The sequence below is a fragment of the Burkholderia sp. E168m15 genome, from assembly GCF_016586105.1.
GTDB classification, from domain to species: Bacteria; Pseudomonadota; Gammaproteobacteria; order Burkholderiales; family Burkholderiaceae; genus Burkholderia; species Burkholderia orbicola.
This window is the reverse complement of record NZ_BCPO01000010.1, coordinates 1-26251: the sequence shown is the minus strand read 5'-3', so window position 1 is coordinate 26251 and position 26251 is coordinate 1. Positions and strand designations below refer to the sequence as shown.

Here is a 26251-nt window from a genome sequence, read left to right as displayed (position 1 = left end):
GTTTCTGCGAGGAATCTTGAACCCCTCAGCAGCGCTGCGTTTTCAGCAGCAGAGAAGCGAGATTATGAACCGTGTTTCGCAGCTCGTCAACAACTTTCTGAACGACTTCGTTGCGACTGCGGGGCTCAACTTCCGTACCGCCGAGGCTCGCTACCGCCGAACCCCAACAGCACTGCTTCCCTTCCTCCCGCGCCGCGTTTCCGTTAGCGCGAAAGAGGCGTGATTCTAAGCATCCGCCCCCGTCCACGCAAGCCCTTTGTGAAGAAAGTTTGAAAAAGCCTCCGTGCGCTGCCGCGCACGGAGGCCTTGGGCTCGACGAACGATGTCGCGGTGTCGGCCCGCAGGCCGTCGGCAACCTTTCCCTCTATATATAGAAGCGCGTCACTTGCCGCCCACCGCGGCCTGCAGTCGCTCGACCGGCACCGCGTCGGCCATCGCCGTGTAGCCCGCATCGCTCGGATGGATACCGTCGCCGCTATCGTATCGGCGCTGCAGTACGCTCGGGCGCGCCGGGTCGCGCAGCACCGCGTCGAAGTCCACCACGCCGTCGAACCCGCCGCCGCTGCGAATCCACCGGTTCACCTCGAGCCGGATCGCCTCACGTCCGGCCGGCAACGCCGCTGGCGTGAGCGTCGCGCCGAACACCTTCACGCCCTGCCGGTGCGCCGCCTCGATCAGGCGGCGATAGCCGTCGATCAGCGACGCGGCCGTCACCTGCGTATGCGGGTGATCGCAATCGAGCCCCGCGCGCGGCGGCATCTCCGCGAAGTTGATGTCGTTGATCCCGATCAGCACGATCGCCGCCTTCACGCCCGAGCGCGACAGCGCATCGCGCTCGAATCGCGACGCCAGCGACGTGCCGTAGCAAGCGGAATCGCTGAGCAGCCGGTTCCCGCTGATGCCAAGATTCACGACACCGATCGAATCGACGCCCGACGCCGTCAGCCGGCGCGCGAGCGCGTCCGGCCAGCGGCGGTTCCGGTTCACGCTGGAGCGCAGCCCGTCGGTGATCGAATCGCCGATCGCCGCTACGCTGGCGTGCGCGGAGCCGGCTTCGACGGCGAGCTCGGTCACCCACGCATATTGGGTAAAACGGGTCCGGAAGTCGGCGGCACCCGGATCGCTTACGTGATCACCCTGCGCGGACACGTAATTGAACTGGTTCGATACGCGATGCCAGACCGTCATCCGCTGGTCCGGCCCCATCTGGAGACTGATCGCATACGGCTGCGCGGCCGTCACGCCGATCGTCACCGGGTCGCTTTCGAGCTCCGCGCCCGGTGCGAGCGTCACCGACGCCTTGCCGCCGAACCGAACCGGCACCGCCGCACCGCCGGCGAGCGCAGCCCCGTCGCCGGCGCGCGCCAGGCTCGCGGCCTCGACGACCAGCGGCGCGCGACCGTATGCATTGCTCACGCGAATCCGCGCGGCGCGCCCCGACACGGTCGGGTAGACGATCTGGCGCACGGTCCGCCCGGCCACGTCGGGGGCGCGATAAAGCGGCGGCGGCGCGGCGAGATCGGGAATCGGCTGCAGCGCGGTCGCCCATGCGGCGACCCACCCGGCCGGTGCGGCCGACGCCGCAAGCGGCGCCACGAGAACGGCCGCACCCAGCACGGCCGCGGCGAAACTGCTTCGAAATGACATCGGCAAAATCCTCATCGGAAAGCGGGCATTGTGCCGCAGAAGCCGAAGACGCGAGACCACGTGCGGAGCCGTAGCTGCGCCCACCTGACCGCACCCTGACTTCCCTCGTTTACCCGAATCCCACTGCAAATCCGCAAGAAATTTATTAACCGACCGGTCGGTTGGTTTATACTTCGCACACATTCAACCGGACGAGAGCTTTCGCCATGTACACGCAATCCCTCGACATCCCCGGCAACGTCGCGCCGCTCGACGCCGCAGCCGAGTCGCCCGAGCAGGCGCGGTTCGATGCGGTGATGGCCGCGGACGGCAAGATCGAACCGCAGGACTGGATGCCCGACGCGTATCGCAAGACGCTGGTACGCCAGATCTCGCAGCACGCGCATTCCGAAGTCGTCGGCATGCTGCCGGAAGGCAACTGGATCTCGCGCGCGCCGAGCCTGAAACGCAAGGCGATCCTGCTCGCGAAGGTGCAGGACGAAGCCGGTCACGGCCTCTATCTGTATAGCGCGGCCGAAACGCTCGGCGTATCGCGCGACTCGCTGATCGACGCGCTGCACGCCGGCAAGGCGAAATACTCGAGCATCTTCAACTACCCGACGCCGACCTGGGCCGACGTCGGCGTGATCGGCTGGCTGGTCGACGGCGCCGCGATCATGAACCAGATCCCGCTGTGCCGCTGCACGTACGGCCCGTATGCGCGCGCGATGATCCGCGTGTGCAAGGAAGAGTCGTTCCACCAGCGCCAGGGTTTCGACGCGCTGTTGTCGATGATGAAGGGCAGCGACGCGCAACGCGCGATGGTCCAGCAGGCGGTCGACCGCTGGTGGTGGCCGGTGCTGATGATGTTCGGCCCGAGCGACGCCGATTCGGTCCACAGCAGCCAGTCCGCGAAATGGGGCATCAAGCGGATCTCGAACGACGATCTGCGCCAGAAATTCGTCGACGCGACGGTCGACCAGGCCAAGGTGCTCGGCGTGACGCTGCCCGACCCCGACCTGAAATGGAACGAAGCGCGCGGCCACCACGACTACGGCACGATCGACTGGGACGAATTCTGGCGCGTGGTCAACGGCGACGGCCCGTGCAACAAGGAACGCCTCGCGACGCGCGTGAAAGCACACGAGGACGGCGCCTGGGTGCGCGAAGCCGCGCTCGCACACGAAGCGAAGCGCCGCGCCCGCGCCGAACAGCACGCCGCCTGAGCGGCACCCCTCGAATTCAGGAATCTGGAGAAAGTGATGAACAAGGAATGGCCGATCTGGGAAGTGTTCGTGCGCAGCAAGCAGGGCCTCGACCACAAGCATTGCGGCAGCCTGCACGCCGCCGACGCGACGATGGCGCTGCGCATGGCGCGCGACGTGTACACGCGTCGCCAGGAAGGCGTGAGCATCTGGGTGGTGCCGTCGTCGGCGATCACCGCGTCGGACCCGGCCGAGAAGGCCGAACTGTTCGAGCCGGCGGGCGACAAGATCTACCGTCACCCGACGTTCTATACGTTGCCCGACGAAGTCAACCACATGTAACGCCCGCGCCATGACGATCACGCCCGAACACCTCTCCTACGTGCTGCGTCTCGCGGACAATGCGCTGATCCTCGGTCAGCGCAACGCCGAATGGTGCGGCCACGGCCCGATCCTCGAGGAAGACATCGCGCTCACCAACATGAGCCTCGACCTCATCGGCCAGGCGCGCATGCTGTATACGCACGCGGCCGAGCTCGAGCGCCAGCTCACCGGCGCGACGAAGACGGAAGACGATTACGCGTACTTCCGCACCGAGCGCGAGTTCGCGAATTTCACGCTCGCCGAGTTGCCGCACTACGGCCCCGTCTCCGGTACCGCGCACGCCGACAAGGACTACGCGGTGACGATCGTGCGCAACTTCCTGTACGCGGCGCTGATGCTGCACGTATGGAGCGCGCTGGAGACGTCGACCGACACGCAGCTGGCCGCGATCGCCGCGAAATCGGTGAAGGAAACCCGCTATCACGTCCAGCATGCGCGCGAATGGCTCGTGCGCCTCGGCGACGGCACCGACGAATCGCACCGCCGCGCGCAGGCCGCGCTCGACTATCTGATGCCGTACACGCGCGAATTCTTCGCCGCCGATGAAATCGACGACGCGATCGTCGCGGCGGGCATCGGCCCGGCACCGGCCGCGATCGAGGCCGCGTGGCGCGCGGACGTGGACGACGCACTCGCCGAAGCCACGCTCACGCCGCCTGCGCCCGTGAAACATGTGACGACCGGCAAGCAGGGCGAGCATTCGGAACACATGGGCTACCTGCTCGCCGAAATGCAGAGCCTCGCGCGCCAGCACCCCGGCGCGAGCTGGTAACCGGCCCACGCCACGGAGCCCGACGATGTCCGCCCAGACCGCCGCCCCTGTCCACGCCGCGCCCCCCGCGCACCGCGACGATCCGCTGCTCGCCCGCGCGTGGGACGTGCTCGAAGCCGTGCCCGATCCGGAGATCCCGGTCGTGTCGATCCGCGAGCTCGGCATCCTGCGCGACGTCCGCCGCGCGGACGACGGCCAGCTCGAAGTCGTGATCACGCCGACCTACTCGGGCTGCCCGGCGATGTCGCAGATCGCCGAGGACATCGCCGCCGCGCTGCAGGCCGCCGATCTGCCGCCGCACCGGATCGAGACGGTGCTCGCCCCCGCGTGGACGACCGACTGGATCACGCAGGAAGCGCGCGACAAGCTGCGGGCCTACGGCATCGCGCCGCCGGTCGGCCAATGCGGCAGCGCCGCGCCGCGGGAGAACGTCGTGCGCTTCGTGCCGCGGCCGGTCGCGGCGCCCGCCTGCCCGCGCTGCGGCTCCGCGCGCACCGAACGTCTCGCGCAATTCGCGTCCACGGCGTGCAAGGCGCTGTATCGCTGTATCGACTGCCGCGAACCCTTCGACTACTTCAAACCCTACTGAATATGGCGACCCCGCAATTTCATCCGCTGCGTATCCGCGACGTGCGGCCCGAGACCGCCGACGCCGTGACCGTCTCGTTCGACGTGCCGCCCGAGCTGCGCGACGCGTACCGTTTCACGCAGGGCCAGTTCGTCACGCTGAAGACCCACATCGACGGCGAGGAGACGCGCCGCTCGTATTCGATCTGCGTCGGCACGACGGACTATGACCGCGACGGCGAACTGCGTATCGGCATCAAGCGCGTGCGCGGCGGCCGCTTCTCGAACTTCGCGTTCGACACGCTGAAGCCCGGCCACACGATCGACGTGATGACGCCGGACGGCCGCTTCTTCACGCACCTGAACGCCGACCACGGCAAGCAGTACGTCGCGTTTTCCGGCGGTTCGGGGATCACGCCGGTGCTCGCGATCGTGAAGACGACGCTCGAGCTCGAGCCGCGCAGCACGTTCACGCTGATCTACGGCAACCGCAGCGTCGACGCGATCATGTTCGCGGAGGAGCTCGAGGACCTGAAGAACCGCTACATGAACCGCTTCGTCCTCTATCACGTGCTGTCGGACGATCTGCAGGACGTCGAGCTGTTCAACGGCGTGCTCGATCAAGCGAAATGCGCGGAATTCCTCGCGACCCTGACGCCGGCCGACGCGATCGACGAGGCGTTCATCTGCGGCCCGGCGCCGATGATGGACGCCGCCGAAGCCGCGCTGAAAGCGGCCGGCGTGCCGCCGGCGAAGGTGCACGTCGAGCGTTTCGGCACACCGCTGCCGCAGGCCGGCGCACCGGTCGTCGAGATCACCGATCAGACGCCCGCCGCCGACCTCGAAATCGTGCTCGACGGCAAGAAGCGCAAGCTGCGTCTGCCGTACGAAGGCGTGAGCCTGCTCGACGTGGGCCTGCGCGCGGGCCTCGCGCTGCCGTATGCGTGCAAGGGCGGCGTGTGCTGCACGTGCCGCGCGAAGGTGGTCGAAGGCGAGGTGCGGATGGAGAAGAACTACACGCTCGAGGAGCATGAAGTGAAGGACGGTTTCGTGCTGACGTGCCAGTGCCACCCGATCAGCGACAAGGTCGTCGTGAGCTTCGACGAACGTTGAGCGGCGTCGGACCGTCGCGACGCACCGGTTTCTCGTCGTCACACATCTCGCTTACACTAGGGGCCGCCGGCCGGCTGGACATCGCAACGTCCGCCCGGCCGGCGGTTTTCTTTTGTTGACGACAGGCCGATGAGTACCATTCATGTGATTCAGGGCGGCACCGCCGCCGCGTCGCTGCGCGAGGCCCTTGCGCAAGCCGGACGCGACGAGCGCGTCGTCGGGTTGCTCGACGATCTCGGCGTCGGGCCGCTGAAGGGCGTCGACGAGACGCCCGACACGCGCGCCGCCTTCTGGCAGCACGTGCTCGGCGACCAGATTCCCGACTGGAACGCGGAAATCGAGGCCGAATTCGCACGCCTCGACCAGCTCGCGACGGATGCCGGCCAGGTCGTCGTGTGGCACGCGCCGAGCGTCGGCGACAAGCTGCTGCTGCGCCGCGTCGCCTATCACCTGCGCAACGTGCCGCAACGCCTGAACGAGGTACGGCTGTCGGCCGCCGACCTCGACGCCGCGCCGCGCGCAGCGCTGTCGCGCACCGACCAGGCGTGCTCGACCGGGATGTTCTCGCCTGCGGAACTGGCGCGCAAGCGGCCGGCGGCCGCGCCGGTCTCGGTCCTGCGCATCGGCCGCCTCGCGCTCGAATGGCAGGAGGCGAAACATCTGAACGCCGAACTGCGTTATTGGGTCAGCAACACGATCAAGAGCGGCCACTACGCCGATCTCGACGCGCTGATCGTCGCGCGCGCGGCAGTCGACTGGCAGCCCGCGCGGCGCCTCGTCGGCAGCATCATGGCCGCCGCCGACCGCGGCGGCCTGTTCGTCAGCGACGCGATCGCGTGGTGGCGCTGCCGCGAACTCGCGGCAGCCGGCCGGCTCGAGCTGCAGGACGACGCGCCCGACGCCCTCTCTTCCACGCAGGTGCGTGCGGCCCGCGCCGCCGCGCACCGCTAATCTTCCGCATTCGACCATGGCCCGAACCCGAGCGCCCGACCACGAATCCCAGCGCGAGCAGATCCTCGATCTGGCCGCCGAGAAATTCGCGCAGACGAGTTACCCGAGCACGTCGATGTCCGATCTCGCGACCGCGAGCGGCACGTCGAAGGCGCGGCTCTATCACTATTACGAGAGCAAGGAAGCGATCCTGTTCGACCTGCTCGACCGCTACACGAAACGGCTGATGCTGATCATCGCCGAGGTCGAGGGCGCGAGCCAGCGGCGCGGCCTCAGCGAGCGCGACGCGTTCGCCGAACTCGTGCGCGCGTTCCTCGCCGAGTACGAGACGTCGCACAGCCGCCACGTCGCGCTGCTCAACGACGTAAAATATCTGGAGGACGCGCAGCGCGAAATCGTGCTCGATCGCCAGCGCGACATCGTCGCGGCGTTCACGCGGCAGCTCGCGCGCGCCTACCCCGACCGCATCTCGAAGGAAAACCAGACCTCCGTCACGATGATGGTGTTCGGGATGATCAACTGGACCTTCACGTGGCTGAAGCCGGGCGGGCGCCTCGGCTACCGCGACTTCGCCGAACAGGTGATCGACCTGATCGAGCGCGGGCTGTCGACGGCGGCCTGATTGCCGCGCAGCAGCATGCGTTGCGCGCCGGGCACAGTGCGACCGCCCGCCGCGCATTTCATATGATGAATTTTAAATCCGTTTAAAATCAAATAGATATAGAATGAACTAAGCGGATTTAGAATTCCCCCTCAGCACAAACAACGTCAAATACGGGTTTTCCCCAACCCCGCTCGGGTAAAATGCTGTTGCATTGCACAACCCGTTTGTGCGCCCACACTGAGGAACCCACGATGAACACGCAATTCAACGGCCGTGCCGATGCTGTCGGCAAGGTCGGTACTGCGCCGGTTCTCGTCAGGGAACTGGCTTCCAAAGACCGTGAGCAGATGCTCACCCACTTTCTCTCGCTCGACGAAGAGGACCGCCTGCTGCGCTTCGGCCAGATGGTGCCCGACCACGTGATCGAGAACTATGTCCGCACGATCGATTTCGGTCGCGATACCGTGTTCGGCGTGTTCGACCACGACCTCGAACTGATCGGCGTCGGCCATCTGGCCTATCTGCCGGCCGAGGGCGACAAGCGCACGGCCGAATTCGGCGTGTCGGTGCTCGAAAGCGCGCGCGGCCGCGGCGTCGGCTCGAAGCTGTTCGAGCGCGCGGCGATCCGCAGCCGCAACACGCACGTGACGATGCTGTACATGCATTGCCTGTCGCGTAACGCGACGATGATGCACATCGCGAAGAAGTCCGGGATGCGGATCGAGTACGCGTATGGCGAAGCCGATGCGTACCTGTCGCTGCCGCCGGCCGACCACTCGACGATCATCGCCGAAATGCTGCAGGAGCAGGCCGCGGTGTTCGACTATGCGATGAAGCGCCAGGCGCGCCGCACGTCGAAGTTCATCGAATCGCTGATGCCCACCGCGCTGACGGCCTGACGTCGGTAGCCTCGGCCAGCCGGGTTGCGCCTGCGGCGCGCCCGGCGCCCCCTCCTCCCTTCCCCGCCGCGCCAGCTAGCGCACCGAACGAATCGGCAACGCCGTCGTTTCCTTGAAGCAGTCCAGCGAGAAGCTCGTTTTCACGTCGATCACCGACGGGTGATGCAGCAGATGCTCCTGCACGAAGCGGGAGAAATGCGCCATGTCCTCGACCTGCACGCGCAACAGGTAATCCATGTCGCCCGTCATCGCATGGCACGCGACCACTTCCGGCCAGGTCTGCACGGCCGCGCGAAACAGCTCCGCGTGGGTCGCGCCCGCGCGCGCCGACGTCTCGTCGGCCCGCATCGGCGCGAGGCCGCCGCGCTTTTCGAGCCGCACGCTCACGTACGCGAGCAGGTCGAGCCCGAGCTTCTGCGGATTCAGCAGCGCGACGTAGCCGGTGATCACGCCCATTTCCTCGAGCCGCCGGATTCGCCGCAGGCACGGGCTCGGCGACAGGTTCACGCGCTCGGCGATCTCCTGGTTCGACAGGCGCCCGTTCTCCTGAAGAATCGCGAGAATTCGCCGATCGATGGCATCCAATTCGGCTTGCGCCATCTTCTGCCCTCCACTGATTATTTTGAGACTGGAAATTGCGCCATCGTAGGCGCGGGCGATTAAGTTCGCAAGTTTCCGCTCGCGGCCGGCCGCTACACTCTGTCGCATGTCTCGACTCGTCGCGCACGCTCATGGCGGGCACGGCCGTCGACATCGAACCCCGCCGGGCACGCGCACGCCGCCCCGGCCGATCGCCCCGCACAGGAGACACGACATGCAGATCCCCACCTGGGACAACCCCGTCGGCACCGACGGCTTCGAATTCATCGAATACACGGCACCGGACCCGAAAGCACTCGGACAACTGTTCGAACGGATGGGTTTCACCGCGATCGCGCGCCACCGCCACAAGGACGTGACGGTGTACCGCCAGGGCGACATCAACTTCATCATCAACGCCGAACCCGATTCGTTCGCGCAACGCTTCGCGCGGCTGCACGGCCCGTCGATCTGCGCGATCGCGTTCCGCGTGCAGGACGCGGCAAAGGCGTACCAGCGTGCGCTCGAACTCGGCGCATGGGGCTTCGACAACAAGACGGGCCCGATGGAGCTGAACATCCCGGCGATCAAGGGCATCGGCGATTCGCTGATCTATTTCGTCGACCGCTGGCGCGGCAAGAACGGCGCGCAGCCGGGCGCGATCGGCGACATCAGCATCTATGACGTCGACTTCGAGCCGATTGCCGGCGCGAACCCGAATCCGGTCGGCCACGGCCTCACCTACATCGACCACCTGACGCACAACGTGCATCGCGGCCGCATGCAGGAATGGGCCGAGTTCTACGAGCGCCTGTTCAACTTCCGCGAAGTGCGCTACTTCGACATCGAAGGCAAGGTGACGGGCGTGAAGTCGAAGGCGATGACGTCGCCGTGCGGCAAGATCCGCATCCCGATCAACGAGGAAGGCTCGGACACGGCCGGCCAGATCCAGGAGTACCTGGACGCGTATCACGGCGAAGGCATCCAGCACATCGCGCTCGGCGCGAGCGACATCTACCAGGCGGTCGACGGGCTGCGCAGCAAGGAAGTGAAGCTGCTCGACACGATCGACACGTATTACGAGCTGGTCGATCGCCGCGTGCCGAACCACGGCGAATCGCTGGACGAGCTGAAGAAGCGCAAGATCCTGATCGACGGCGCGCGCGACGACCTGCTGCTGCAGATCTTCACCGAGAACCAGATCGGCCCGATCTTCTTCGAGATCATCCAGCGCAAGGGCAACCAGGGCTTCGGCGAAGGCAACTTCAAGGCGCTGTTCGAATCGATCGAGCTCGACCAGATCCGTCGCGGCGTCGTGCAGGACAAGGCCTGACGCTTTCCGCCGCGCGGCGGCGGCGCCGGGCAACCCGGGCGGCCGCACCCTCCGCGCAGCGCAAAGAAAAAGGGCGGGAATCCGAGGATTCCCGCCCTTTTCATATTCCGGCGCAGCCCGCGGGCCGCGCGATCGCATCAACGCACGCTCGCCTTCGACTCGGCGGCACGTTCGGCCGACGGCTGGGCCGCGGCGTCCTGGGCCGGCACGATCTGCTGCATCTGCGCGCCGGCTGCCGCCAGTGCGCTCGCGCCTCGCGCGTGCACCGGGCCGGTCATCGAGAAAAACGCGGCGGACACGATCAGGAAACTCTGGATATGACGTGTGTTCATTGCACCTCCTGTAAAACTGCCGGCGCCTCCCCGACTGCGTCGGCACGAACCCACGCGGCCGGGCACCTCCGGCAGGCCGACAAGATTAACGGCATTTGCCCGAAGATCAACGCGGCTTTACATGCTTTTACATGATGTAACGCATCATCTCGCCCTGTTTCTCAATGTGCGGCCGCCCGTCTCTCCGCGTTGCGACCGATGGGCGGCGGGTTTGCCCCAGTGCTACCATCCCTTAAAACCGGCGAACATGCCGGCCACTGCAGACGCGTCCAAAAGATGCCGACGCAACCGAAGTTTTGGTGATCCCAGACCGGGTGGAGGAGACAGTTAATGAATGCCCCGCTAGACGCAGACCAACGCGCGTCGCTAGAAGCCGCGCTGAAGTCCGTCACGCTTGACGACAAATACACACTGGAGCGCGGCCGCGCGTACATGAGCGGCATCCAGGCCCTCGTGCGCCTGCCGATGCTCCAGCAGGAACGCGACCGCGCCGCCGGTCTCAATACGGCCGGCTTCATCTCCGGCTACCGCGGCTCGCCGCTCGGCGGCCTCGATCTGTCGCTCTGGAAAGCCAAGCAGCACCTGGCCGCCCACCAGATCGTGTTCCAGCCCGGCCTCAACGAAGATCTCGCCGCCACCGCCGTGTGGGGCTCGCAGCAGGTGAACCTGTACCCCGGCGCAAAATACGACGGCGTGTTCGGCATGTGGTACGGCAAGGGCCCGGGCGTCGACCGCACCGGCGACGTCTTCAAGCACGCGAATTCGGCCGGCTCGTCGCAGCACGGCGGCGTGCTGGTGCTCGCCGGCGACGACCACGCGGCGAAATCGTCGACGCTCGCGCACCAGTCCGAACACATCTTCAAGGCCTGCGGGCTGCCGGTGCTGTTCCCGTCGAACGTGCAGGAATATCTCGACTTCGGCCTGCACGGCTGGGCGATGAGCCGCTACTCGGGCCTGTGGGTCGCGCTCAAGTGCGTGACGGACGTCGTCGAATCGTCGGCGTCGGTCGATATCGACCCGCATCGCACCGAGATCGTGCTGCCGACCGATTTCATCCTGCCGGAAGGCGGGCTGAACATCCGCTGGCCCGATCCGCCGCTCGTGCAGGAAGCACGGCTGCTTGACTACAAGTGGTACGCGGCGCTCGCCTACGTGCGGGCGAACAAGCTCGACCGGATCGAGATCGATTCGCCGCACGCGCGCTTCGGGATCATGACCGGCGGCAAGGCGTACCTCGACGTGCGCCAGGCGCTGACCGACCTCGGCCTCGACGACGAAACCTGCGCGCGGATCGGCATCCGGCTCTACAAGGTCGGCTGCGTGTGGCCGCTCGAAGCGCAGGGCGCGCAGGCGTTCGCGCGCGGCCTCGACGAAATCCTGGTGGTCGAGGAAAAGCGCCAGATCCTCGAATACGCGATCAAGGAAGAGCTGTACAACTGGCCCGACGCGCAACGCCCGCGCGTGTTCGGCAAGTTCGACGAGAAGGATGGCGCCGGCGGCGAATGGTCGGTGCCGATGGGCAACTGGCTGCTGCCCGCGCACTACGAGCTGTCGCCGGCGATCATCGCGAAGGCGATCGCGACGCGGCTCGAGAAGTTCGAATTGCCGTCCGACGTGCGCGCGCGCATCGCCGCGCGGCTCGCGGTGATCAACGCGAAGGAAATGGCGCTCGCGAAGCCGCACGTGCAGACCGAGCGCAAGCCGTGGTTCTGTTCGGGTTGCCCGCACAACACATCGACCAACGTGCCGGAAGGCTCGCGTGCGATCGCCGGGATCGGCTGCCACTACATGACCGTATGGATGGACCGCAGCACGAGCACCTTCAGCCAGATGGGCGGCGAAGGCGTGCCGTGGATCGGCCAGGCGCCGTTCACCGACGAAAAGCACGTGTTCGCGAACCTCGGCGACGGCACCTACTTCCACTCGGGCCTGCTGGCCGTGCGCGCGGCGATCTCGTCGAAGGCGAACATCACCTACAAGATCCTATACAACGACGCGGTCGCGATGACGGGCGGCCAGCCGGTCGACGGCGTGCTGACGGTGCCGCAGATCACGCACCAGCTCGCGTCCGAAGGCGCGAAGAAGATCGTGATCGTCACCGACGAGCCGGAAAAGTACGACAGCCAGAACGCGCTGCTCGCGCCGGGCGTGACGATCCATCACCGCGACCAGCTCGACGACGTGCAGCGCGAGCTGCGCGAGATCGAAGGCACGACGATCCTGATCTACGACCAGACCTGCGCGACCGAGAAGCGCCGCCGCCGCAAACGCGGCACGTATCCGGACCCGGCCAAGCGCGTCGTGATCAACGACGCGGTGTGCGAAGGCTGCGGCGACTGCTCGGTGCAGTCGAACTGCCTGTCGGTCGAGCCGCTGGAAACCGAATTCGGCACGAAGCGCCAGATCAACCAGTCGAGCTGCAATAAGGACTTTTCGTGCGTGAAGGGGTTCTGCCCGAGCTTCGTCACGGTCGAGGGCGGCCAGTTGAAGAAGCCGAAGGCGGTGTCGGTCGACGGCAGCGCATTGCCGCCGATTCCCGAACCGACGCTGCCGGCGATCGATCGCGCGTACGGCGTGCTCGTCACCGGCGTGGGCGGCACGGGCGTCGTCACGATCGGCGCGCTGCTCGGGATGGCCGCGCATCTGGAAAACAAGGGCGTGACCGTGCTCGACGTCACCGGCCTCGCGCAGAAAGGCGGCGCCGTGATGAGCCACGTGCAGATCTCGCACGCGCCGACCGACATCCACGCCACGCGGATCGCGATGGGCGAAGCCGATCTCGTGATCGGTTGCGATGCGATCGTCACGGCCGGCGACGAGTGCACGTCGCGGATGCGCCACGACACGACACGGGTGGTCGTCAACAGCGCGCAGACGCCGACCGCCGAGTTCATCAAGAACCCGAACTGGGCGTTCCCGGGCCTGTCCGCCGAGAACGACATCCGCGCGGCGGCCGGTGTTGCGGTCGACTTCATCGACGCGAACCGCTTCGCGGTCGCGCTGCTCGGCGACGCAATCTACACGAACCCGTTCGTGCTCGGCTACGCGTGGCAGAAAGGCTGGCTGCCGCTGACGCTCGCGTCGCTCGAACGCGCGATCGAGCTGAACGCGGTGTCGGTCGAGAAGAACCGCGCGGCGTTCGACTGGGGCCGCCGCGCCGCGTACGACCTCGCCAGCGTGAAGCAGGCCGCGGCCGGCGACGCCCGCCCTGCGCAAGGCGCCACGGTGATCTCGCTGCACACGAAGAAGGCGGTCGACGCGCTGATCGCGAAGCGCGTGGAGTTCCTCACCGCGTACCAGAACGCCGCGTACGCGTCGCGCTATGCGGCCTTCGTCGACAAGGTGCGCGCCGCCGAACGCGCGCTGGCGGACGGCGACACGGTGCAGGAGCCGCTGACCGAAGCGGTCGCGCGCAACCTGTTCAAGCTGATGGCGTACAAGGACGAGTACGAGGTCGCGCGGCTGCAGTCCGACCCCGCGTTCCTCGCGCGCCTGACCGCGCAGTTCGAAGGCGACTGGAAGCTGAAATTCCACCTCGCGCCGCCGCTGTTCGCGAAGACGGACGCCCACGGCCATCTCGTGAAGAAGGCGTACGGCCCGTGGATGATGTCGGCGTTCCGGCTGCTCGCGAAGGCGAAGTTCCTGCGCGGCACGGGGCTCGACCCGTTCGGCCGCACCGCGGAGCGCCGCACCGAGCGCGCGCTGATCGGCGAGTACGAAACGCTGATCGACGAGGTGCTGACCCGGCTGAACGCGGCCAACCGCCCGCTCGCGCTCGAACTCGCGGCGCTGCCGGACGGCATTCGCGGCTACGGCCACGTGAAGGAGAACAACCTGCGTGCGGTGCGGCAGAAGTGGGACACGCTGCTCGCGAAGTGGCGGTCGCCGGCAGGCGGGCAGTCGCACCAGCAGGTCGCGTAAGGGCGCGCGCGGCGGGCATTCGCGGTCTGGACGCCCTTTCCGCGCCACCGTCGCCCTTACGGTTCACGCGAAAAAAAACGCCACGGAACGCAGGTTCCGTGGCGTTTTTCATTGTGCCGCGAGTAACGCGCGGCACACGCGGGCGTGGACTTACTTCGTGTTCACGTTCGCGGCGGCAACGGCCGTCATGTTGATGATCCGGCGCACGGTCGCGGCCGGCGTCAGGATGTGGACCGGCTTGGCGGCGCCGAGCAGGAACGGGCCGACCGTCACGCCTTCGCCGCCGACCATCTTCAGCAGGTTGTACGCGATGTTCGCCGCTTCGACGTTCGGCATGATCAGCAGGTTCGCTTCGCCCGACAGCGTCGTGCCCGGGAACGCCTGCTTGCGGATCAGTTCCGACAGCGCCGCGTCGCCGTGCATTTCGCCGTCGACTTCGAGGTTCGGCGCACGTTCGACGATCAGCTTGCGGGCCTCGGCCATCCGGCGCGACGACGCCGACGGCGCGCTGCCGAAGTTCGAGTTCGACAGCAGCGCGGCCTTCGGCGCGATGCCGAAGCGCTCGATCTCGGCCGCGGCCTGGATCGTCATGTCGGCGAGCTGGTCGGCGCTCGGCAGCTCGTTCACGTACGTGTCGCACACGAACAGGTTGCGGCCCGGCAGCATCAGCAGGTTCATCGCGGCGAAGTGCTCGGCGCCCTTCGCGCGGCCCAGCACCTGCTCGATGAACTTCAGGTGGCTGTGGAACGTGTCGATCATCCCGCAGATCATCCCGTCCGCATCGCCCAGATGGACGAGCATCGCGCCGATCAGCGTGTTGAACTTGCGCATCGCGGCCTTCGCGACTTCCGGCGTCACGCCGTCGCGCGCGCCGATCTCCTGATACGCCTGCCAGTAGCGGTGGTAGCGCGCATCGTCTTCCGGATCGACGATTTCGAAATCGACGCCGGCCTTCAGCTTCGAGCCGATCTTCTGCAAGCGCATGTCGACGACCGACGGACGGCCGACGATGATCGGCTTGGCGATCTTTTCCAGCAGCACGAACTGTGCAGCGCGCAGCACGCGCTCGTCCTCGCCTTCGGCGAACACGATACGGGCCTCCTTCTGCTTCGCGGCCGCGAACACCGGGCGCATCACCATGCCGGTGCGGTAGACGGTCGCGCCGAGCTGCTCGCGGTACGCGTCCATGTCCTGGATCGGACGCGTGGCGACGCCCGAATCCATCGCGGCTTGAGCCACCGCCGGCGCGATCTTGATGATCAGGCGCGGATCGAACGGCTTCGGAATCAGGTAGTCCGGCCCGAATTCGAGCGAATGGCCTTCATACGCCTTCGCGACTTCCTCGCTCTGGTCGGTTTCCTCGGCCAGCTCGGCGATCGCGCGCACGCACGCGAGCTTCATTTCTTCCGTGATCGTCGTCGCGCCGACGTCGAGCGCGCCGCGGAAGATGAACGGGAAGCACAGCACGTTGTTGACCTGGTTCGGGTAGTCCGAACGGCCGGTCGCGACGATCGCGTCCGGGCGCACGGCCTTCGCGTCTTCCGGGCGGATTTCCGGTTCCGGGTTCGCGAGCGCCAGGATCAGCGGGCGCTCGCCCATCGTCTTGACCATGTCCTGCTTCAGCACGCCCGCACTCGAGCAGCCGAGGAATACGTCCGCGCCGACGATCGCGTCGGCAAGCGTGCGCGCGTCGGTGTTCGCCGCATAGCGCTGCTTCGACGGATCGAGGTTGCCGCGCCCTTCGTAGATCACGCCCTTCGAATCGGCGACGAGGATGTTCGACTTCGTGAGGCCGAGGTTCACCAGCAGGTCCAGGCACGCGATCGCCGCCGCGCCCGCGCCCGAACACACGAGCTTCACTTCCGACAGCTTCTTGCCGACGACCTTCAGGCCGTTCAGGATCGCAGCCGACGCGATGATCGCGGTGCCGTGCTGGTCGTCGTGGAAAACGGGAATCTTCATGCGCTCGCGCAGCTTCTGCTCGATGTAGAAGCACTCCGGCGCCTTGATGTCCTCGAGGTTGATGCCGCCGAGCGTCGGCTCGAGCATCGCGATCGCCTCGACGAGCTTGTCGGGGTCGGACTCCGACAGTTCGATGTCGAACACGTCGATGCCCGCGAATTTCTTGAAGAGGCAGCCCTTGCCTTCCATCACCGGCTTCGCGGCCAGCGGGCCGATGTTGCCGAGGCCGAGCACGGCGGTGCCGTTCGTGATGACGCCGACGAGGTTGCCGCGCGACGTGTACTTCTGCGCGTCGAGCGGATCGGCGTGGATCGCCTCGCACGCAGCGGCGACGCCGGGCGAATACGCGAGCGACAGATCGAGCTGGTTCGACAGCGGCTTGGTCGGGGTGACCGAAATCTTGCCGGGTTTCGGGTTCAGGTGATAAGCGAGAGCGGCCTGCTTCAGTTGTTCGTCCATGATTGACCTGCGAGAGACATGCGAAATATTGACGACTCAGTACACAGCACCTTCGGCCGCGTCTGCTTGAATCGAGGGGATGGTCGACTGCGAGACGGCCCGCGACGCGCCGGATCGGCACGCCATCGAACCTTGGCGGATGGCAAGAGGAAGGTCCAAAGTACTGAACGATTTCTTAGGGCCGCCTAGTGTACACCCCCTAAATGACCTCCGTTGGTGCACCGCCGCATCCCCGGCATCAGCATCGGATGGTCGTGCCCCGTTTGTTTCGCCGGTGGTGAGCGGCATGGCGAACCCGCGCGAATTCCGCCGAAAACCGGCCTGAATCGGGTAAAATAGCGGGCTACGCGCGCAGCGATGCGATTGGTCCGCCGATCGCGCCCCGGCCCTTCGGGCAGGTTCCCCTTGCTGCGCCACCGGGCCCGCGCCCGCTCCTCGCTCATCACCCAAGGAATGCCCATGACAGGCTACGATCGTCAGTCGATCTCGGATACGACCGCCAAAATCCTGCTCGAAGTGCAGGCGGTGCACTTCAATGCCGAAAAACCGTTCATCTTCACGTCCGGCTGGGCAAGCCCCGTCTATATCGACTGCCGCAAGCTGATCTCGTATCCGCGCGTGCGCCGTGCGCTGATGGAAATGGCGGAAACGACGATCACGCGCGACATCGGCTTCGAGCAGATCGACGCGGTGGCGGGCGGCGAGACGGCCGGCATCCCGTTCGCGGCATGGATCGCGGACCGGATGATGGTGCCGATGCAGTACGTGCGTAAAAAGCCGAAGGGTTTCGGCCGCAACGCGCAGATCGAAGGCCATCTGGAAGAAGGCTCGCGCGTGCTGCTGGTGGAAGACCTGACCACCGACAGCCGCAGCAAGATCAACTTCGTCAACGCGCTGCGCACCGCGGGCGCGACGGTGAACCACTGCTTCGTGCTGTTCCACTACGACATCTTCAAGGAAAGCGTGTCGGTCCTGAAGGACATCGACGTCGACCTGCACGCGCTCGCGACGTGGTGGGACGTGCTGCGCGTCGCGAAGGCGTCGGGCTACTTCGAGACGAAGACGCTCGACGAAGTCGAGAAATTCCTGCACGCACCGGCCGAATGGTCGGCCGCGCACGGCGGCGCGACGGCCCCGAAGGAATGACGCCACGCCGGCACGCGTGCCGGCGCACTGGCCAGGAAAACCGCCTGCTTGATCGCAGGCGGTTTTTTTTCGTCCGTCGACCGGCGCGCTGACCGATCGCAATCGCGCGCGACGGCGGGCGTCGCTCATCGAACCCTAATGCTAGACTTGATCCATCGCCGCCCTCAGCGCTGCGGGCAACATACAACGCCAACAATGCCGGGCGGTTCGGCCCGGCCCACGTGACGGGAGAAGCGCCATATGCGTGTGGATCGCCGGATCACTCCGCCTGCGCCATCGGGTCGTCCTTCTCCGTTTCTCCTCTCCGCCCTCCTGTGCGCCGCCGTTTTCGCGGCGCTGCCCGCGCGTGCCGAAGGCCCGTTCACCGTGACGAGCGACGACCTGACGCCCGGCGCGCGCGTGCGGCTCGCGAACGTGTTCGATCGCGGCGACTGCAAGGGCGCGAACCGCTCGCCGCAACTCGCATGGCACAACCCGCCGCCCGGCACGCGCGGCTATGCGGTCACGATCTTCGATCCCGACGCGCCCGGGCACGGCTGGTGGCACTGGGCCGTCGCGGGCATCCCGGCGACCGTCACGAGCCTGCCGGCCGACGCCAGCGCCTCCGGCTTCCTGCGCCGCATCGGCGCGAGCGAGGCGCGCAACGACTTCGGGCTCGACGGCTACGGCGGCCCGTGCCCGCCGCCCGGCAAGCCGCATCGCTACGTGATCACCGTCTACGCGCTGAAAGGCACCGACCTGCGCGTCTCGCAGGGCCGCCCTGCGCCGATGTTCGAGCACGAGATCGGCACGCTCGCGATCGGCACCGCGCAACTCACGGTCACTTACGGGCAGTAGCCACGTCCTGCGGGGCACCGCCGCCGCGATTGCCGGCCACCGCGAATTTCAGTGCGCCGCGCACGCACGTTGTCTCGTCATTTCGGCTTGCTAGACTCGTCGTCACCGGTCACGGCATGTCCTGCCGCGCGACCGTCGCGCCGCCTGCCGGCGACGCGTGACGCGGCGAGCCTGCGGTCCGCCGTTCCCGTCCCTTTCCGGAGAACGCTTCATGTCGAACATCGTCATCGTCTATCACAGCGGCTACGGTCATACGCAGAAACTGGCCGAAGCCGTGCACGCGGGTGCGCAGGATGCCGGCGCGAACGTACGCCTGATCGCAGTCGGCGACCTCGACGACGCAGGCTGGGCCGCGCTCGACGCGGCCGACGCGATCGTCTTCGGCGCGCCCACTTACATGGGCGGCCCGTCGGCACAGTTCAAGCAGTTCGCCGATGCCACGTCGAAAGCGTGGTTCACGCAGAAGTGGAAGGACAAGATCGCCGCGGGCTTCACGAACTCCGCGACGATGAACGGCGACAAGTTCTCGACGATTCAATATTTCGTCACGCTGGCGATGCAGCATGGGATGGTGTGGGTCGGCACGAGCCTGATGCCGGCGAACTCGAAGGCGGCCACGCGTAACGACATCAATTACCTCGGCGGCTCCACGGGCCTGCTCGCGCAATCGCCGGCGGATGCGACGCCCGACGAGGGGCCGCTGCCGGGCGACCTCGAGACCGGCAAGGCATTCGGCCGGCGCGTCGCCGAAGCGACGGCGCGCTGGGACGCCGGCGCCCGCTGAGCACGCCCCCTCCCCGGCCCGCGCGCGGGCCGGCGGGCGTCAAACGGACACCAGGACGGCCCGCGGGCCGTCTTTTTTTCGCCCCGCGCGGTGCAGTGCCGCCGGATGACGTCTTAAAATGGCGGTTTCAGGGCGCCGCGGCTCCCGTTTCATTCAGTGAGAGCGAAATGAGCACCAAAGTTTTTGTCGACGGCCAGGAAGGCACGACCGGCCTCAAGATCTTCGAATACCTGTCGGCACGCAGCGACATCGAGATCCTGCGCATCGATGAAGCGAAGCGCAAGGACGTCGACGAGCGCCGCCGCCTGATCAACGCGTCGGACGTCACGTTCCTGTGCCTGCCGGACGTCGCGTCGCGCGAATCCGCGTCGCTCGTCGAGAACCCGAACACCACGCTGATCGACGCGAGCACCGCGTTCCGCACGAGTCCCGACTGGGCGTACGGCCTGCCGGAGCTGACCCGCGCGCAGCGCGAGAAGATTCGTACGTCGAAGCGCATCGCGGTACCCGGCTGCCACGCATCGGCATTCGTGCTCGCGATGCGTCCGCTCGTCGATGCGGGCATCGTCGCGCCGACGTTCGCCGCGCACAGCTACTCGATCACCGGCTACAGCGGCGGCGGCAAGTCGATGATCGCCGAGTACGAAAGCGCCGCGCCGGGCGGCAAGCTCGCGAGCCCGCGCCCGTACGCGCTCGGCCTCGCGCACAAGCACCTGCCGGAAATGGCCGCGCACACGGGCCTCGCGAACGCGCCGATCTTCACGCCGATCGTCGGCCCGTTCCTGAAGGGCCTCGCGGTGACGACCTACTTCACGCCCGAGCTGCTCGCGAAGCGCGCGACGCCGCAGGACGTGCAGCGCGTGTTCGCCGAGTACTACGCGGACGAGGCGTTCGTGCGCGTCGCACCGTTCGACGCGGAAGCCAACCTCGACAGCGGCTTCTTCGACGTGCAGGCGAACAACGACACGAACCGCGTCGACCTGTTCGTGTTCGGCAACGCGGAGCGCTTCGTCACCGTCGCGCGCCTCGACAACCTCGGCAAGGGCGCGTCGGGCGCCGCGATCCAGTGCATGAACCTCAACATCGGCGCGGCCGAGGACGCGGGCCTCAAACGCTGATTCAGCATCGCATGCCATGCAAAGCCGGCCACTGGCCGGCTTTTTATTTACCCGTATCAGGCAATATATAAAAACACCGGATCGCGCCTTTACAAATATTTACAAGCTTTCCATTGCGCGATTACAAGTGAATTAATCCAGCCCCTCCTCATCCAGTCAATCCCGAATAGGGATAAACCGGATACCCGTCGATTTAAACACTGCCGTTATACGCAGGAAGGCGCTGCGAGAGCGTGCCGGGCGTCGCGCATCCCCCACTCCGGCAGCTTTCGGCAGCCTGTCTCGCGTTTAAATTCTTACTCATTGCCTTATCGGGCAAGGATTCAAATCGCAGCTCCCGTTTCAATCGCCTTTTTTAGACGGGTTCATCAATTGACAGCAAAAACCCAGGCAGCGACATTAGCTCGCACAATTAAACGATTGGAGACAGCGGCATGTCGCACGCCTTATCGAAGGGGGTGGCAACGGCCTTTGCCATTGCCCCTTTCCTGGTTGCATGTGGTGGGGGGGACTCCGGCGGCGCGCTCGCGCCGATCAATGCGCCCCAATGTTCCGGCTCGAGTTGCGGCACGCAAGGGCAGCCGCCTTCGCAGCCGATCAACGGCGCACTATGCCCGGCCAACGCGGATATCGTGAAGAGCACGTATCTCGGCGGCGCGGGGAGCGGCGAGATCGTCAGCGTCAACATCGACGCGGTCGCGATGACGTACACCCTCAAGTGGCTTGAATCGCCGATTCCGCTGAAGACCGGCACCGTCACGCCGAGCCGCGTCGGCACGACCATCACCGGCAAGGTCATCCACCCGCCGACCGGCACGCTGCCGACCGCCGAGCAGACGCGCTGCGCGTTCGTCCTCACGCCGGGCACCGGCCCCGCGCCGGACGGCTCGACCTATTCGACGGCCGCCGACTTCAACCAGGCGAACCCGCCGATGCTGCTGGTCGGCATGGGCGTGGCGGGCGGCGGCATTCCCGGCGCGACGATCCAGTACGACGGGCTGACGATCATCCCGGGCGTCGTGCAGAACGTCGGCCAGGTGCCGAACCGTCACTTCGACTTCTATCCGTTCCTCGGCTTCGCGAACACGACGACCGACCTCTCGAAGCTGCCGGGCACGTACAACGCGCTGCTCTATCACCTCGTGCCGTCGGGCAACTACGCGACGAAGGGCTCGAACTCGAGCGAGACGTTCGACGCGAACGGCGCGTGCACGTCGAGCGGGTCGGGCGGCTGCCAGACCACCGGCGATCCGTGGAAGACGAGCGCGAACGGCGGCTACTTCGACAGCACCAAGGCGCCGCAGACGCTGCCGCAGACGCAACTGCCGATCGTCGGCGCGACCGGCAAGTCGGCGACCGCGCACATGGTGATCGGCCAGCTCAACGGCGCGACGGTGCCGGTGATCGTGCGCACGGGCAACGTGAACCTCGGCACGCCGCCGCTGCACCTCGACGCGCAGGTCGACGACGAATCGGGCATCGCGGTGCTCGGCGCGGCGACGGCCGTCACGTCGGGCACGATCGATGGCGGCTACGCGGGCGCGGACTCCAACTTCAAGTACACGGCCGCGCTGATCCGCGGCAGCAACGCGTCGTTCATCAACCCGTCCACGCAGGCCGAGGAAGACGGCTTCACGCTCGACTACGGCCAGACGACGCCGGGCCTGCTGAACGCGAAGACCACCCCGCCGAGCGGCGCGAGCTACCCGTCCGCATCGGGCGTGGTGATCGCGACGGGCGGCCTGTATGCAGCGCTGATCCAGGGCACGGTGAACGGCGGCGTCACGTCGACGTCGGCGAATTCGACGACGTCGTCGACCCCGTACTTCGGCGTGGGCGCGCAGATCAGCAAGTAGCGATCGAGGGCGCGGCGGCCGGCCTGCCGCCGCGGATGGCAGGGAAGGCACGAAGGCGCTCGGCACGGCGCAGGCAGGACGAGTACGACCAACAGAAGCGGCCGACAGGGAGCTGGCCGCCGCACAAAGACAAATCTGGAGGAGCAACATGAAGCGCAACCTCATTCTGGCGGCGGCCCTTGCCGCCCCCCTTCTTTCCGCATGCGGCGGCGGTAGCGACAATCCGCCCCCGCTCGTCGAAGACCGGCTTTGCCCCGCCACGCTCGACTACAACACCGTGTTCACGGGCGGCGCGGGCAGCGGCGAACTCGCGAAGGTCCAGCTCGACACGACCAAGATGACCTGGCAGGTCACCTATGTCGAATCGGCGGTGCCGCAAAAGACCGGCACCGTCACGCCGACGCGCGCGGGCACCGTCGACAGCGGCACGCTCACGCAGGAAACGCTGCTGCCGACCAACAAGCTGAACCAGTGCGCATTCCGCCTGAACGGCGCGAGCCTCGACGCGTCGCGTCCGGCGCGCATCTTCGTCGGCTTCGGCGTCGCCGGCGGCACGATTCCCGGCAAGGAGATCCAGTTCGACGGCGTGCTCGGCCAGGCCGCGGTGCCCGACACGAAATTCCCGTACTACCCGTTCATCGGCTTCTCGTCGATCGAAACCGACATCACGAAGGTCGCGGGCACGTACAGCCACATCGGCTTCGGCGAAGTGCCGTCGCAGAAATTCGGGCCGGCGTCGATCGACGCGAAGGTGACGATCAACGCGGACGGCACGTGGACCAAGTGCGACACGACCGGCCAGTTCGCCGGCGCCGCGTGCGCGCAGCAGGGCACGAACTTCGTGCAGTCGGCCGACGGCAGCGGCGCGTTCCAGTCGAACAACTACGCGAGCCAGTTGAAGCCGACGCTGTCGGCCACGCCGCAGGGCAAGGGCTTCATGATCGTCGGCAAGCTGCGTAACCAGCTCGTGCCGATCCTCGTGCGCACGGGAGTCGCGAACCCGAACCCGACGCCGGACAGCAACGGCGTGCCGGGCCTGACCGCCGACGACGAATCGAGCATCTCGATCCTCGCGCCGCAGACGGCCGTCGCGGCCGGCTCGCAGAACGGCGAGTACATCGGCGTCGACAGCCAGTTCGATTACCGGACCACCGCGCTGATCGACAAGCAGGCCACGCTGCTCGATCCGTTCCAGCCGTCGCAGGCGTCGCTCGCGACCGCGCTCGACCTCGACTACACGCAGAAGGTGCCGGGCACGGTCACGACGATCCACACGGGTTCGGGCAGCACGTCGCCGACCGGCAAGTTCATCTTCTCGGGTGGCGTGTTCGGTTTCCTCGACAACGCCGGATCGACGCCGTATTTCACGATCGGCGCATTCGTCCAGTAAGCGGAGGGGAAAGCCGTGATGAAGAAAACCCTTCTCTGCGCGGCGGCCGGCGCCGCCGCAGTGGCGCCGCTCGCGGCGCACGCGCAGAGCGCCGGCAGCAACGTCGTCACGCTGGGCTGGTTCCACATCATGCCGCAGCAGAGCAGCACGCCGATGACGACCAACGTCGCGCCGACGCCGATCAACACGCCGCTGCGGCTGCCACCGTCGTTCACGTCGGCGGGCACCGGGCTGCACACGAGCGGCGCCGACACCGTCGGCCTGACGGTCAGCCACTTCCTGACCGACCATATCGCGGTGACGTCGGTGGCCGGCGTGCCGCCGGTGTTCAAGGTGTCGGGCCAGGGCACGATCAAGCCGCCGGGTCCCGCCGGCGCGCTCGGCACGCAGAACATCGGGCTGGGGTCGGTCAACCCGATCGTGAAGAGCGTGCGGCAGTGGAGCCCGGCGGTGATCCTGCAGTACTACTTCGGGCAGGCCACCGCGAAGTTCCGGCCGTTCCTCGGCCTCGGCGTGTCGTACAACTGGTTCAGCGACCTGCAGCTCAACACGAACTTCATCAAGCAGACGCAGGACAACCTCGGCGCGATCCTCGCGGCGGGCGCGGGCAAGCCGGGGACGACCTCGGTGGAAGCGAAGGCGTCGTCGTCGTGGCAGCCGGTGTTCAACGCGGGCCTGCAGTACAACCTGACGGAACACTTCGGGCTGATCGCATCGGTGACCTACATCCCGCTGAAGACGACGTCGACGGTGACGATCAAGGCGGCGGACGGCTCGGTGCTCGCCGAGTCGAAATCGGACCTGAAGGCGGACCCGATCATCAGCTACGTCGGGATGACGTACAAGTTCTGAGCGCGGCGAGAAGCCGGCGAATGGATGGTCGCGACAAAATCGCAGGCAAAAAAAAGCCCGCCTAAGTGGCGGGCTGAATCCATATCAGAGGAGACATGGAGGAGACAGTTCCAATCATATCGAATCGGTTTCCGCAATGCAACATTTCCGTAGAGAAAATAAGGATTTTCCCTCGAATGCGGCCTCTAGTTCGCCGTGACGGCACCTGACCCCTTTCCATTCTCCCGCTCGAGCACCTCGCCCAGCGCGTCGCGCAGCAGCGCGGCGGGCCGCGCCAGCCGGCCCGGCAACGTGCCGTGCACGAGCCACACGTTGATCCGCGTTTCCAGCCCCGCCGTTTCCACCACCCGCAGCGCCTCGCGATGCGCGCTGCGCGCCAGCGCGTTCGGCGGCGCGATGCCGATGCCGGCGCCGCGCGCGACGAGCGACAACTGCAACTCCGAGCCGAATGCCTCGACCGCGACGTCGAACGGCAGCCCGGCCGCGCCGAGCGCGCGGCTCAGCGCCGAACGCATTCCGCAGCCGTCCTGGCTCAGCACCCACGGATAACCCGACAGCGTATCGAGCGACAGCGGGCCGTCCGGCAGCGGGAAATCGCGCGCGGCGACGAGCACCGTCGGCTGCGTGGCGAGCAGCGTCGCCGTCAACGCGTCCGGCAGCGCCGCGCTAGCCGGCACCATCACGGTCGCGACGTCGAGCGCGCCGCGCTCGATGCCCTGCACCAGCGCCGGCGACCAGCCGGCCGTCACGCGCAGCGTGAGGCGCGGAAACGCGTCGCGCAGCCGGTCGATCGGCCGCTCCAGCGCGAGCTCCGACAGGAACGGCGGCACGCCGATGCGCAGCTCGCCCGACGGCTCGCTGTCCGGCGCGCCCGCCGCCATCAGTTCGTCGACGGCACCGAGCACGTTGCGCGCGAGCGCGTAGACGTCGCGTCCGGCCGCGGTCGGCTTCAGCGGCTTGCTCTGCCGTTCGAGCAGCGGCACGCCGAGCAAGGTTTCGAGGTTCTGCACGCGCCGCGTCAGGCCCGGCTGCGTCAAGTGGAGCTTCGCCGCTGCGGCGACCATCGACCCGCTGTCGACGACCGCGACGAACGCCTGGAGATCACGCGTATTCAAAACAAACTCGCATAATCATGTTAGACATATTTCAATTGTCGCATAAACATCAGGCACCTACGATGGGAGTTCCTTCGATTTCCAGCCCTGGCTTCCGATGAACTGCCCTGCCAACCGTTGCTCCGCCCCCGTTTCGCCCGCCGTCGCCGCGCCGCCCGCACTGAGCACGGGCATGACGCTGTTCTTCGCCGCGACAGTCGGCGTGATCGTGATGGACCTGTTCGCCGCGCAGCCGCTGACCGGCCCGATCAGCGCGGACCTGCACCTGCCGCCCGGCCTCGCCGGCCTCGTCGCGATGCTGCCGCAGCTCGGCTACGCGGCCGGGCTCGCGTTGCTCGTGCCGCTGGTCGACCTGCTCGAGAACCGCCGCCTGATCGTCGCGACGCTCGCCGTCTGCGCGGCGGCGCTCGCGCTGCCCGCCTTCACGCAGTCGGGCGCCGTGTTCC

Annotated in this window: 23 protein-coding genes and 1 pseudogene; 19 read left to right on the top strand and 5 right to left on the bottom strand. The window is 66.8% G+C overall.

Annotated elements, in window-relative coordinates:
• Positions 1-223, top strand: a 223-nt coding sequence (locus JMF86_RS34935; protein ID WP_216354024.1) for a hypothetical protein, incomplete at its 5' end; no start/stop codon positions are given.
• Positions 224-381: 158 nt separating this feature from the next.
• Here JMF86_RS34935 and JMF86_RS01265 read toward each other — a convergent pair.
• Positions 382-1647, bottom strand: coding sequence for an SGNH/GDSL hydrolase family protein (locus JMF86_RS01265; protein ID WP_201316685.1), 1266 nt, complete (start codon positions 1645-1647; stop codon positions 382-384).
• A 206-nt stretch (positions 1648-1853) separates the two neighbouring features.
• Between JMF86_RS01265 and paaA the strand changes: the two genes are divergently transcribed.
• From paaA to JMF86_RS01225, 8 genes are all read left to right on the top strand, one after another.
• On the top strand, positions 1854-2852 hold the full coding sequence (gene paaA / locus JMF86_RS01260) for a 1,2-phenylacetyl-CoA epoxidase subunit PaaA (protein WP_006477414.1): 999 nt from the start codon (positions 1854-1856) through the stop codon (positions 2850-2852).
• 36 nt (positions 2853-2888) lie between these two features.
• Complete coding sequence (gene paaB, locus JMF86_RS01255; protein WP_011546649.1) at positions 2889-3173, top strand: 1,2-phenylacetyl-CoA epoxidase subunit PaaB; 285 nt, start codon at positions 2889-2891, stop codon at positions 3171-3173.
• A gap of 10 nt (positions 3174-3183) precedes the next feature.
• Positions 3184-3987 (top strand): 1,2-phenylacetyl-CoA epoxidase subunit PaaC, encoded by an 804-nt coding sequence (gene paaC, locus JMF86_RS01250; protein WP_023476808.1) that lies wholly within the window; start codon positions 3184-3186, stop codon positions 3985-3987.
• Between the two features lie 25 nt (positions 3988-4012).
• A complete protein-coding gene (gene paaD / locus JMF86_RS01245) occupies positions 4013-4576 on the top strand; it encodes a 1,2-phenylacetyl-CoA epoxidase subunit PaaD (protein WP_125380934.1) in 564 nt (187 codons plus the stop codon).
• 2 nt (positions 4577-4578) lie between these two features.
• Complete coding sequence (paaE, locus tag JMF86_RS01240; RefSeq protein WP_011546652.1) at positions 4579-5667, top strand: 1,2-phenylacetyl-CoA epoxidase subunit PaaE; 1089 nt, start codon at positions 4579-4581, stop codon at positions 5665-5667.
• Positions 5668-5796: 129 nt separating this feature from the next.
• The gene (locus tag JMF86_RS01235; protein WP_201316684.1) at positions 5797-6618 is read left to right on the top strand and encodes a DUF1835 domain-containing protein; all 822 of its coding nucleotides are present in this window, start codon (positions 5797-5799) and stop codon (positions 6616-6618) included.
• 16 nt (positions 6619-6634) lie between these two features.
• Entirely contained in the window at positions 6635-7240 is a 606-nt protein-coding gene (locus JMF86_RS01230; RefSeq protein ID WP_006482923.1) for a TetR/AcrR family transcriptional regulator, read from the top strand.
• Positions 7241-7473: 233 nt separating this feature from the next.
• Positions 7474-8121: a GNAT family N-acetyltransferase gene (locus JMF86_RS01225; protein WP_027809712.1), complete on the top strand. Its 648-nt coding sequence runs from the start codon at positions 7474-7476 to the stop codon at positions 8119-8121.
• Between the two features lie 75 nt (positions 8122-8196).
• On the opposite strand, the gene JMF86_RS01220 is transcribed toward JMF86_RS01225, so the two are convergent.
• Positions 8197-8721: an Lrp/AsnC family transcriptional regulator gene (locus JMF86_RS01220; protein WP_011546655.1), complete on the bottom strand. Its 525-nt coding sequence runs from the start codon at positions 8719-8721 to the stop codon at positions 8197-8199.
• Positions 8722-8935: 214 nt separating this feature from the next.
• Here JMF86_RS01220 and hppD point away from each other — a divergent pair, with 214 nt between their 5' ends.
• Positions 8936-10033: a 4-hydroxyphenylpyruvate dioxygenase gene (hppD, locus tag JMF86_RS01215; protein ID WP_006477405.1), complete on the top strand. Its 1098-nt coding sequence runs from the start codon at positions 8936-8938 to the stop codon at positions 10031-10033.
• A gap of 137 nt (positions 10034-10170) precedes the next feature.
• On the opposite strand, the gene JMF86_RS01210 is transcribed toward hppD, so the two are convergent.
• Entirely contained in the window at positions 10171-10365 is a 195-nt protein-coding gene (locus JMF86_RS01210; RefSeq protein ID WP_023476803.1) for a hypothetical protein, read from the bottom strand.
• A 330-nt stretch (positions 10366-10695) separates the two neighbouring features.
• On the opposite strand from JMF86_RS01210, the gene JMF86_RS01205 reads away from it, so the two are divergent.
• Positions 10696-14286 carry an indolepyruvate ferredoxin oxidoreductase family protein gene (locus JMF86_RS01205; RefSeq protein ID WP_011546657.1) on the top strand — a complete coding sequence of 1197 codons (3591 nt, stop codon included), beginning with the start codon at positions 10696-10698 and terminating at the stop codon, positions 14284-14286.
• 150 nt (positions 14287-14436) lie between these two features.
• Here JMF86_RS01205 and JMF86_RS01200 read toward each other — a convergent pair whose 3' ends face one another.
• Positions 14437-16707, bottom strand: coding sequence for an NADP-dependent malic enzyme (locus JMF86_RS01200; RefSeq protein WP_006477404.1), 2271 nt, complete (start codon positions 16705-16707; stop codon positions 14437-14439).
• 459 nt (positions 16708-17166) lie between these two features.
• On the opposite strand from JMF86_RS01200, the gene JMF86_RS01195 reads away from it, so the two are divergent.
• The 7 genes from JMF86_RS01195 (at position 17167) to JMF86_RS01165 (ending at position 24690) form a co-directional block, all read left to right on the top strand.
• On the top strand, positions 17167-17853 hold the full coding sequence (locus JMF86_RS01195) for an orotate phosphoribosyltransferase (protein WP_011546659.1): 687 nt from the start codon (positions 17167-17169) through the stop codon (positions 17851-17853).
• A gap of 240 nt (positions 17854-18093) precedes the next feature.
• Positions 18094-18690: a YbhB/YbcL family Raf kinase inhibitor-like protein gene (locus tag JMF86_RS01190; protein WP_011546660.1), complete on the top strand. Its 597-nt coding sequence runs from the start codon at positions 18094-18096 to the stop codon at positions 18688-18690.
• A 211-nt stretch (positions 18691-18901) separates the two neighbouring features.
• Positions 18902-19474, top strand: a complete 573-nt coding sequence (locus JMF86_RS01185; protein WP_011546661.1) for a flavodoxin family protein — start codon at positions 18902-18904, stop codon at positions 19472-19474.
• Positions 19475-19641: 167 nt separating this feature from the next.
• Complete coding sequence (gene argC / locus JMF86_RS01180; protein WP_175804388.1) at positions 19642-20592, top strand: N-acetyl-gamma-glutamyl-phosphate reductase; 951 nt, start codon at positions 19642-19644, stop codon at positions 20590-20592.
• Between the two features lie 434 nt (positions 20593-21026).
• Positions 21027-22448, top strand: a complete 1422-nt coding sequence (locus JMF86_RS01175) for a DUF2957 domain-containing protein (protein ID WP_006477399.1) — start codon at positions 21027-21029, stop codon at positions 22446-22448.
• A 148-nt stretch (positions 22449-22596) separates the two neighbouring features.
• Positions 22597-23838, top strand: coding sequence for a DUF2957 domain-containing protein (locus JMF86_RS01170; RefSeq protein WP_201316683.1), 1242 nt, complete (start codon positions 22597-22599; stop codon positions 23836-23838).
• 18 nt (positions 23839-23856) lie between these two features.
• Positions 23857-24690, top strand: a complete 834-nt coding sequence (locus tag JMF86_RS01165; RefSeq protein WP_012327741.1) for an OmpW family protein — start codon at positions 23857-23859, stop codon at positions 24688-24690.
• A gap of 185 nt (positions 24691-24875) precedes the next feature.
• Here JMF86_RS01165 and JMF86_RS01160 read toward each other — a convergent pair whose 3' ends face one another.
• Entirely contained in the window at positions 24876-25805 is a 930-nt protein-coding gene (locus tag JMF86_RS01160) for a LysR family transcriptional regulator (protein WP_201316682.1), read from the bottom strand.
• A gap of 97 nt (positions 25806-25902) precedes the next feature.
• Here JMF86_RS01160 and JMF86_RS01155 point away from each other — a divergent pair.
• Positions 25903-26251, top strand: a pseudogene (locus JMF86_RS01155) (MFS transporter); the annotation flags it as partial.